The 6,346-nt window shown below is 59.5% G+C and carries 8 protein-coding genes; 6 read left to right on the forward strand and 2 right to left on the reverse strand.

All coding sequences use genetic code 11. The features are described 5' to 3' along the window. Positions 1-73: 73 nt before the first annotated feature. Entirely contained in the window at positions 74-979 is a 906-nt protein-coding gene (locus tag NW819_RS07675) for a cation diffusion facilitator family transporter (protein WP_414413398.1), read from the reverse strand. A 135-nt stretch (positions 980-1,114) separates the two neighbouring features. Between NW819_RS07675 and NW819_RS07680 the strand changes: the two genes are divergently transcribed. Continuing rightward, the gene (locus NW819_RS07680; RefSeq protein ID WP_414373498.1) at positions 1,115-2,521 is read left to right on the forward strand and encodes a UDP-glucose dehydrogenase family protein; all 1,407 of its coding nucleotides are present in this window, start codon (positions 1,115-1,117) and stop codon (positions 2,519-2,521) included. A gap of 23 nt (positions 2,522-2,544) precedes the next feature. Further along, positions 2,545-3,492 (forward strand): UDP-glucuronic acid decarboxylase family protein, encoded by a 948-nt coding sequence (locus tag NW819_RS07685; protein ID WP_414413399.1) that lies wholly within the window; start codon positions 2,545-2,547, stop codon positions 3,490-3,492. A gap of 49 nt (positions 3,493-3,541) precedes the next feature. Here the strand turns inward: NW819_RS07685 and NW819_RS07690 are convergent, their stop codons facing one another. Further along, complete coding sequence (locus NW819_RS07690; RefSeq protein WP_414373502.1) at positions 3,542-3,922, reverse strand: ArsR/SmtB family transcription factor; 381 nt, start codon at positions 3,920-3,922, stop codon at positions 3,542-3,544. Between the two features lie 129 nt (positions 3,923-4,051). On the opposite strand from NW819_RS07690, the gene NW819_RS07695 reads away from it, so the two are divergent. The 4 genes from NW819_RS07695 to NW819_RS07710 form a co-directional block, all read left to right on the forward strand. Further along, positions 4,052-4,768 carry an MBL fold metallo-hydrolase gene (locus NW819_RS07695; RefSeq protein ID WP_414413400.1) on the forward strand — a complete coding sequence of 239 codons (717 nt, stop codon included), beginning with the start codon at positions 4,052-4,054 and terminating at the stop codon, positions 4,766-4,768. A 131-nt stretch (positions 4,769-4,899) separates the two neighbouring features. Next, on the forward strand, positions 4,900-5,367 hold the full coding sequence (locus tag NW819_RS07700; RefSeq protein ID WP_414355907.1) for a DUF29 domain-containing protein: 468 nt from the start codon (positions 4,900-4,902) through the stop codon (positions 5,365-5,367). 56 nt (positions 5,368-5,423) lie between these two features. After that, on the forward strand, positions 5,424-6,005 hold the full coding sequence (locus NW819_RS07705; protein ID WP_414330942.1) for a rhodanese-like domain-containing protein: 582 nt from the start codon (positions 5,424-5,426) through the stop codon (positions 6,003-6,005). Continuing rightward, positions 6,002-6,346 (forward strand): SulP family inorganic anion transporter (locus NW819_RS07710; RefSeq protein WP_414413401.1); only part of this gene is annotated, 345 nt, incomplete at its 3' end. The genes NW819_RS07705 and NW819_RS07710, both read left to right, overlap by 4 nt.

Raw genomic sequence — 6,346 nt, forward strand, 5'->3', positions numbered from 1 at the left:
TTGGTGTTCTTTTGGAAACATCAGGATCCCTGAGGTTTGGCTAGGCTATCTGTTGGCAGGTGGCAAGCTCTCGCTAGGGTTGTTCGATATGGGAGCGAGGCTCCAGGTGGATGAGGATCCGCGCTGGCCCGTAGCGCTCCTGCAAGAGGCGTTCAACTTCCTCGGTAAGGTGGTGGGCGGACTCGATATCCTGCGGCTCCACCACCAGGTGCATCTCGATAAAGACCATTTCCCCTGGGATCCCGCGGGAAGTGATGTCATGGCAGTCGAGCACGCCTGGCACGCTCAGGATCAGATCCCGCAGGGCCTCGGCAGGGATCGCCACCCGGTCGGTGAGGTAGGGAAGATTCTCCTGCAGCACTTCCCAGCCGCTTCGGAGCACCAGCAGCGCCACCGGCAAAGCCAGGGCTTGATCCAACCAAGGGATCCCCCAATAATGCATGCCGGCCAACCCCAGCAACACCGTCAGCGTTACCCCAACGTCGCTGAGGGTATGGCGAGCATCGGCCAACAGCAGCGAGCTGGATAGCGCTTTGCCCCAGCGGTGCTCGTAGAGGGTAACAAAGACGTTAATGCCCAACACCCCCACCATCACCCCCAAGGTTAGCTCGTCAATCTGCAGGTGGGGCTGGGGCTCCCAAAACCGCTCCACGGCTGTGCGCAAGATTTCCAGGCTGGCCATCCCCAAAAAGGCGGCGATCCCCAGCGCTCCAATGGCTTCAAACTTGCGATGGCCGTAGGGATGGTCGTCATCGGGCTCTGGCGAAGAAAAGCGCATGGCCACCAAGCCCAAAATGTTGCTGGCGCTGTCGGTGGAGCTGTGTAGGGCATCGGCAATTAGGCTTAGGGATCCCGTCGTCAGCCCCAGGATTAACTTGATCAGAAACACCAGGACATTTAGCCCTAGCGTGACGTACAGCACCCTCTGCACTTGGCGCTGACGGCAGCTGGCTATGGCAGCAGAATCCAGAAAGCTCACTGCAGCTCGGGCGGGGATCCACAGATATCCTGCTTTATTCTGTCACCGACCTCAATAGGGGTAAGGGAGGGTACCCTAAAAGCAAGCTGCTAAGGCTTAGTCAAGTGGCCGCCGATTGGGGAGCGAACTCTGAGTATGCACGTTGCTGTGGTAGGCGCTGGCTATGTGGGCCTGGTAACAGGGGCTTGCCTGGCTCACCTAGGAAATAGCGTTATCTGTGTGGACAACAACCCCGCCAAGATTGAAGGGCTGCAGCGGGGTCGCCTGCCCATCTACGAGCCCGGCCTGGAAGAGCTGGTGCGGGAGGGAACTGCGGCGGGTCGGCTGCACTTTAGCACCGATCTGGGCTCTGGGATCCAGGCCAGCGAGGTGGTGTTTATTGCCGTGGGCACCCCGGCCCTGCCCAGCGGGGATCCCGATCTGCGCTACGTGGAAGCAGTGGCGCGGGAAATTGGCCAGCATCTGGACGAGCACTATCGGGTCATTGTCAACAAATCCACTGTGCCCATTGGCTCTGGGGACTGGGTGCGCATGCTCATTTTGGACGGGGCCGCCGAAGCCGCCAAGCAGCGGCTGAGCAGCCGAGAAGTGGGGAGGGATCCTGAGGCCAGATCCCTGACCTTGGAGCTCTCGCCTTGGACGCCGCAGTTTGACGTGGTGAGCAACCCCGAGTTCCTACGGGAGGGCAGTGCCATCCAAGATACCTTCTACCCGGATCGCATTGTGATTGGCTCTAACAGCCCCCGCGCCATTGAAATCATGCGGCAGCTGTATGAACCCATCCTCAACCGCCAGCAGGGCCTGCAAGGGGATCCCGTGCCTTTGCTGGTGACCGACCTGGCTTCTGCCGAAATGATCAAGTATGCCGCCAACGCCTTCCTGGCCACCAAGATTAGCTTCATCAACGAAATGGCCAACATCTGCGAGCGCACCGGCGCCGACATCACCCAGGTGGCAGAAGGGATCGGCCTAGATAGGCGCATTGGCCGCGCCTTTCTCAACGCCGGCATAGGGTGGGGCGGAAGCTGCTTCCCCAAAGATCTGGCGGCTCTTATCCAAACCGCTGCTGACTATGGCTATGAGGCCAAGCTGTTGCAGGCCACGGTGGAGGTCAACCGAGAACAGCGGCAGCGCCTGGTGGAAAAGCTGCAGCAAGCCCTCAAGGTGCTCAAGGGAAAAACCATTGGCCTACTGGGTCTGACGTTTAAACCCCACACCGACGACCTGCGGGATGCCCCTTCCCTGACCTTAATCGAGCAGCTCCACCGCCTTGGGGCCAAGGTCAAGGCATATGATCCGATTGTATCCGCCTCGGGGATGCGGGAGGGGTTGGCCCATGTGGTGGTGGAAACGGATGTGTTCCGGCTGGCCCAGGACTGCGATGCCCTGGTGCTGGTGACGGAGTGGCCGGAGTTTTTGTCGCTGGATTACCGACGGATTGCAGAGCTCATGCGGCGGCCCTTGCTCATCGATGGCCGTAACTGTCTGGATCGGGAGGCGGTGCAGCAGGCGGGCATAACCCTCATCGGAGTGGGCTGGTAGGCGCTGAGAAACAAGGGGAATTCATGAAAATCTTGGTTACAGGTGGCCTGGGATTTATCGGATCCCACTTGGTAACCCGCCTTCTGCAAGAAGGCCACTGGGTCATTTGCCTGGACAATGGCTCCACAGGCCGGCAGCTCAATGTCCAGGCCCATCTGGACAACCCCGCCTTTCAGCTCATCTGGCACGACGTGGCGGATCCCTTGCCGCCCGCTTTGGCAGAGGCTGGGATCCAGCAGATCTACCACCTGGCCTGCCCCGCTTCTCCCCCCCACTACCAAGCGGATCCCATCCGCACCATCCGCACCAGCGTCTGGGGCACCTACCACCTGCTGCAACTGGCCCAGAAAACAGGGGCTAGGTTCCTGCTGGCCTCCACCTCAGAAGTGTACGGGGATCCCCAAGTGCATCCCCAACCGGAAGACTACTGGGGCCACGTCAACCCCATTGGCCCGCGGGCCTGCTACGACGAATCCAAGCGCTTGGCGGAAACCCTCACCTTCGACTGGCAGCGGCAATACCAGACGGAGATCCGGGTAGCCCGCATCTTCAACACCTACGGCCCTGCCATGCGGGAGGACGATGGCCGCGTGGTGAGCAACTTCATCGTCCAGGCCCTACGCGGGGATCCCCTGACGGTCTATGGGGATGGATCCCAGACCCGCAGCTTTTGCTACATCTCCGACCTGGTGGAAGGCTTGATCCGGCTGATGAACAGCCCCTACCCCGGACCCTTTAACTTGGGCAACCCAGAGGAGTTCACGATCCTGGAGCTGGCCCAGCAGGTGCTCGCCCTCACCGGCAGCCCTTCTCCCATCGTTTACCGGCCTCTGCCGACGGACGATCCCAGACAACGGCAGCCGGATATTGGCAAAGCCCGCGCCCTCTTGGGTTGGGAGCCTCGGATCCCGCTGCAAGTTGGGCTGCAACAGACCATCCCTTACTTTCGTCGGCGGCTGGGGCTGGACTAATCATCAGGTGCTCCCGACAACCCCAACCCGTTTGAGAACCATTTTCGCCTCAGCTCGATTGACCTGGGTGAATGGCTGCCAGCGGCTCCAGTTGGCGGGCTTGCTGTTGTAGCCGACTCACCAACTGCCGACATACCACTTCGCACAGCTCAAAGCACATGGGATCCGCAATTTGGTAATAAACACTCACCCCCTTGGGCTGACGGCTGACGATCCCTGCCTGCGCCAAGATTTTCAGGTGCTTGGAAACATTGGCCTGGCCCATGCCGGTGGCTTCCAGAATCTGGGTTACATTCTTCGGCCCAGAGCGCAGCTCACACAGGATCTGCAGCCGGCTGGGTTCCGCCAAAACCTTGAAGTACTCCGCCACGCTGTTGAGAACCTGCGGCGTCAGGATTGTGCGACACTCATTCACATCCGCTCTGCTCACCGACTTTTCCCCAATCAACAAACCTGCTTGCGCCGTCCATGCAACTTGATTTTAACACTAGATAGTTATATGGTGTTCCTAGAAAGTCCAAGTTCACGTCGGGCTTTCGATACCAGACAGGAGGGCACTATGCTATTTCGCCAACTGTTCGACGCAGAAACAAGCACCTACACCTATTTAATCGCGGATCCGACAACTCGCGAGGCCGCCCTGGTGGATCCAGTGCTGGAGCAGGTGGAGCGGGATTTGAAGCTGATTCGGGAATTGGGTCTAACCTTGAAGTACTGCCTGGAAACCCACGTTCACGCGGATCACATCACGGGAACCGGGAAGCTGCGGGAACTGACCGGTTGCCAAGGGGTGGTGCCAGTACAGGCCAAGGCTCAATGTGCAGATCGTTTCATCGGTCATGGGGAAACGCTGCAAGTGGGATCCGTCGTCATTGAAGCCATCGCTACCCTGGGCCACACCGACAGCCACATGACCTACCGCGTGAATGGGGATCGCGTCCTTACCGGAGATGCCCTGCTGATCCGCGGCTGTGGGCGCACGGATTTCCAAAGCGGGGATCCCGGCCTGATGTACGACCATGTTACCCAGCACTTGTTTACGCTGCCCGATGAGACGCTGGTCTATCCTGGCCACGACTATCGCGGGCACACCGTCTCCACCATTGGCGAGGAGAAGCGCTGGAACCCGCGCTTTGTGGATCCGGAAACGGGCAACCTGCGTTCCCGTGAGAGCTTCATTGCCCTGATGAACAGCCTCAACCTGCCCCAGCCGAAGAAGATCCAGGAAGCGGTGCCGGCCAACGAGCAGTGCGGCCAAGTGGCAGCAGCGGTTTAATTCCTTCTGGGCAGCGAGGTGCAGGGTAAGCCCCCGCCGGCTGGGGAGCCCATGTGAAACTCCGATGGTGAGGGCCCGCTGCTCTGGGTAACCTTCTCTCAATTGGCTTGCCAGAAATGGAGAGTTTGAGCGTGGATCGAGAAAGTCTCTATGAGAGCGATTTCTACGCTTGGATCCAGCAACAAGCTCAATTTCTGCGGGATCGGGCCTGGGAGAAGCTGGATCTGCCCAATTTAGTCGAGGAGATTGAATCGTTGGGCAGGCAACAGCGGCAGGAACTGCGAAACCGACTTGCAGTTTTGGTTGGGCATCTCCTCAAGTGGGAGTACCAGCCAGAGGGGAGATCCGCAAGCTGGCTCCTCACCCTCCAGCTGCAGCGGCAGGAAGTTCTGGAGCTTCTTGAAGAAAGCCCAAGTCTCAAGCCCTATTTGCCAGAGGCCATCTCCAAGTCTTACTTGGGGGCGCTGAAGCTGGCCCTGGAGGAGACCAAGCTGCCCAGAAAGATTTTCCCCAAAACCTGCCCTTATTCCTCAGAGCAAATCCTGGATAGCCGGTTTTACCCCGGTGAGCCCAGTCATTTGCTTGAGGAGGGGGATTAATCCCAAAAATCGCTGCATTTTGCATTTTAGACAACGCTAGAAGCAAGGAGACAACCATGACCGTAACCCAACAAAACCCTATCCCTTCCGCTTCGCAAGAACGGGATCCCCGTCTCAAGGAGATCGATGCCCTGACCTTAAAACAGTGGCTGGATCAGGGGCGAGTCCAGCTCATTGATGTGCGGGAGCCGGGAGAATATGCCGATGAGCGGATCCCGGGGGCCATCAACATGCCCCTATCTACCTTTGACCCGGCCAAAGTGCCTGCTTCCACGCCAGAGAAGCCGGTGGTGTTGCACTGCCGCATGGGCAGCCGCTCCATCCGCGCCGGTTGTCAGTTGCTAGACCGCGGTTGGCCGGAGGTCATTAGCCTTAAGGGAGGGATCGAGGCTTGGAAAGCGGCCAAGCTGCCTGTTACCCGCACCCAAAATGCTCCCATCTCCATCATGCGGCAGGTGCAGATTGCGGCGGGATCCCTGGTGCTCACCGGAACCCTTCTGGGGGCCTTTGTCAACCCCTGGTGGCTGCTGCTGAGTGGCTTTGTGGGCGCTGGGCTGGTGTTTGCGGGTGTAACCAACACCTGTGGCATGGCTCTGCTCTTGGCTCGCATGCCCTGGAACCGAGGTCAGGCGCTATGAGTGGGATCCCTTCTACTTCCTCTGGGGGGCAAGGGATCCTGGCGCGGTACCTGCCCTTTGCTAAGGAGTCCCTTTGGGTCTTCCACTATCAACGATCAGATTTGCCGGGAGATCTGATCGCCGGCCTTGTGGTGGCCATTCTGTTGGTGCCCCAGAGCATGGCCTATGCCCTGTTGGCCGGGTTGCCCCCCCAAGTGGGCCTGTACGCCAGTATTTTGCCGGTGATCGTCTATGGACTACTGGGATCCAGCCGCGCCTTGGCGGTAGGGCCAGTGGCCATCATCTCCCTCTTGGTGGCGGCAGGGTTAGAGCCCCTGGCCGGTCGCGTCAGCGGGACGGAG

The organism is Synechococcus sp. R8-2, from assembly GCF_047461715.1.
Taxonomy (GTDB): domain Bacteria; phylum Cyanobacteriota; class Cyanobacteriia; order Thermostichales; family Thermostichaceae; genus Thermostichus.